Consider the following 2500-nt stretch of genomic DNA (forward strand, 5'->3'; position numbering starts at 1 on the left):
GGCTCACCAAGGCGACGATACATAGCCGACCTGAGAGGGTGATCGGCCACACTGGGACTGAGACACGGCCCAGACTCCTACGGGAGGCAGCAGTAGGGAATCTTCGGCAATGGACGGAAGTCTGACCGAGCAACGCCGCGTGAGTGAAGAAGGTTTTCGGATCGTAAAGCTCTGTTGTAAGAGAAGAACGAGTGTGAGAGTGGAAAGTTCACACTGTGACGGTATCTTACCAGAAAGGGACGGCTAACTACGTGCCAGCAGCCGCGGTAATACGTAGGTCCCGAGCGTTGTCCGGATTTATTGGGCGTAAAGCGAGCGCAGGCGGTTAGATAAGTCTGAAGTTAAAGGCTGTGGCTTAACCATAGTACGCTTTGGAAACTGTTTAACTTGAGTGCAAGAGGGGAGAGTGGAATTCCATGTGTAGCGGTGAAATGCGTAGATATATGGAGGAACACCGGTGGCGAAAGCGGCTCTCTGGCTTGTAACTGACGCTGAGGCTCGAAAGCGTGGGGAGCAAACAGGATTAGATACCCTGGTAGTCCACGCCGTAAACGATGAGTGCTAGGTGTTAGACCCTTTCCGGGGTTTAGTGCCGCAGCTAACGCATTAAGCACTCCGCCTGGGGAGTACGACCGCAAGGTTGAAACTCAAAGGAATTGACGGGGGCCCGCACAAGCGGTGGAGCATGTGGTTTAATTCGAAGCAACGCGAAGAACCTTACCAGGTCTTGACATCCCTCTGACCGCTCTAGAGATAGAGCTTTCCTTCGGGACAGAGGTGACAGGTGGTGCATGGTTGTCGTCAGCTCGTGTCGTGAGATGTTGGGTTAAGTCCCGCAACGAGCGCAACCCCTATTGTTAGTTGCCATCATTCAGTTGGGCACTCTAGCGAGACTGCCGGTAATAAACCGGAGGAAGGTGGGGATGACGTCAAATCATCATGCCCCTTATGACCTGGGCTACACACGTGCTACAATGGCTGGTACAACGAGTCGCAAGTCGGTGACGGCAAGCTAATCTCTTAAAGCCAGTCTCAGTTCGGATTGTAGGCTGCAACTCGCCTACATGAAGTCGGAATCGCTAGTAATCGCGGATCAGCACGCCGCGGTGAATACGTTCCCGGGCCTTGTACACACCGCCCGTCACACCACGAGAGTTTGTAACACCCGAAGTCGGTGAGGTAACCTTTTAGGAGCCAGCCGCCTAAGGTGGGATAGATGATTGGGGTGAAGTCGTAACAAGGTAGCCGTATCGGAAGGTGCGGCTGGATCACCTCCTTTCTAAGGATAAGGAATGCACATTGGTCTTGTTTAGTCTTGAGAGGTCTTGTGGGGCCTTAGCTCAGCTGGGAGAGCGCCTGCTTTGCACGCAGGAGGTCAGCGGTTCGATCCCGCTAGGCTCCATTGGTGAGAGATCACCAAGTAATGCACATTGAAAATTGAATATCTATATCAAATAGTAACAAGAAAATAAACCGAAAACGCTGTAGTATTAATAAGAGTTTATGACTGAAAGGTCAGAAAAATAAGGTTAAGTTAATAAGGGCGCACGGTGGATGCCTTGGCACTAGGAGCCGAAGAAGGACGTGACAAACGACGATATGCCTTGGGTAGCTGTAAGTAAGCGATGATCCAGGGATTTCCGAATGGGGGAACCCAACAGGTACTACCTGTTACCCATATCTGTTAAGGATATGAGGAGGAAGACGCAGTGAACTGAAACATCTAAGTAGCTGCAGGAAGAGAAAGCAAAAGCGATTGCCTTAGTAGCGGCGAGCGAAACGGCAGGAGGGCAAACCGAAGAGTTTACTCTTCGGGGTTGTAGGACTGCAATGTGGACTCAAAGATTATAGAAGAATGGTTTGGGAAAATCAGCCAAAGAGAGTGATAGCCTCGTATTCAAAATAGTCTTTGTACCTAGCAGTATCCTGAGTACGGCGGGACACGTGAAATCCCGTCGGAATCTGGGAGGACCATCTCCCAACCCTAAATACTCCCTAGTGACCGATAGTGAACCAGTACCGTGAGGGAAAGGTGAAAAGCACCCCGGGAGGGGAGTGAAATAGAACCTGAAACCGTGTGCCTACAACAAGTTCGAGCCCGTTAATGGGTGAGAGCGTGCCTTTTGTAGAATGAACCGGCGAGTTACGATATGATGCGAGGTTAAGTTGAAGAGACGGAGCCGTAGGGAAACCGAGTCTGAATAGGGCGCATTAGTATCATGTCGTAGACCCGAAACCATGTGACCTACCCATGAGCAGGTTGAAGGTGCGGTAAGACGCACTGGAGGACCGAACCAGGGCACGTTGAAAAGTGCTTGGATGACTTGTGGGTAGCGGAGAAATTCCAAACGAACTTGGAGATAGCTGGTTCTCTCCGAAATAGCTTTAGGGCTAGCGTCGACATTAGAGATTCTTGGAGGTAGAGCACTGTTTGGGTGAGGGGTCCATCCCGGATTACCAATCTCAGATAAACTCCGAATGCCAATGAATTATGGTCGGC

The 2500-nt window shown here is 50.9% G+C and carries 1 tRNA gene and 2 rRNA genes (1 of these 3 cut by a window edge); all 3 read left to right on the forward strand.

Going from position 1 to position 2500, the window contains the following annotated elements:
• Positions 1-1279, forward strand: a 16S ribosomal RNA gene (locus tag QM917_RS10470); the annotation flags it as partial.
• Between the two features lie 50 nt (positions 1280-1329).
• Positions 1330-1402: transfer RNA gene (locus tag QM917_RS10475), tRNA-Ala, on the forward strand.
• A 125-nt stretch (positions 1403-1527) separates the two neighbouring features.
• A 23S ribosomal RNA gene (locus QM917_RS10480) occupies positions 1528-2500 on the forward strand (it continues 1931 nt past the right edge of the window).

The organism is Streptococcus infantis (assembly GCF_047460685.1).
Lineage (GTDB): Bacteria > Bacillota > Bacilli > Lactobacillales > Streptococcaceae > Streptococcus > Streptococcus infantis_AD.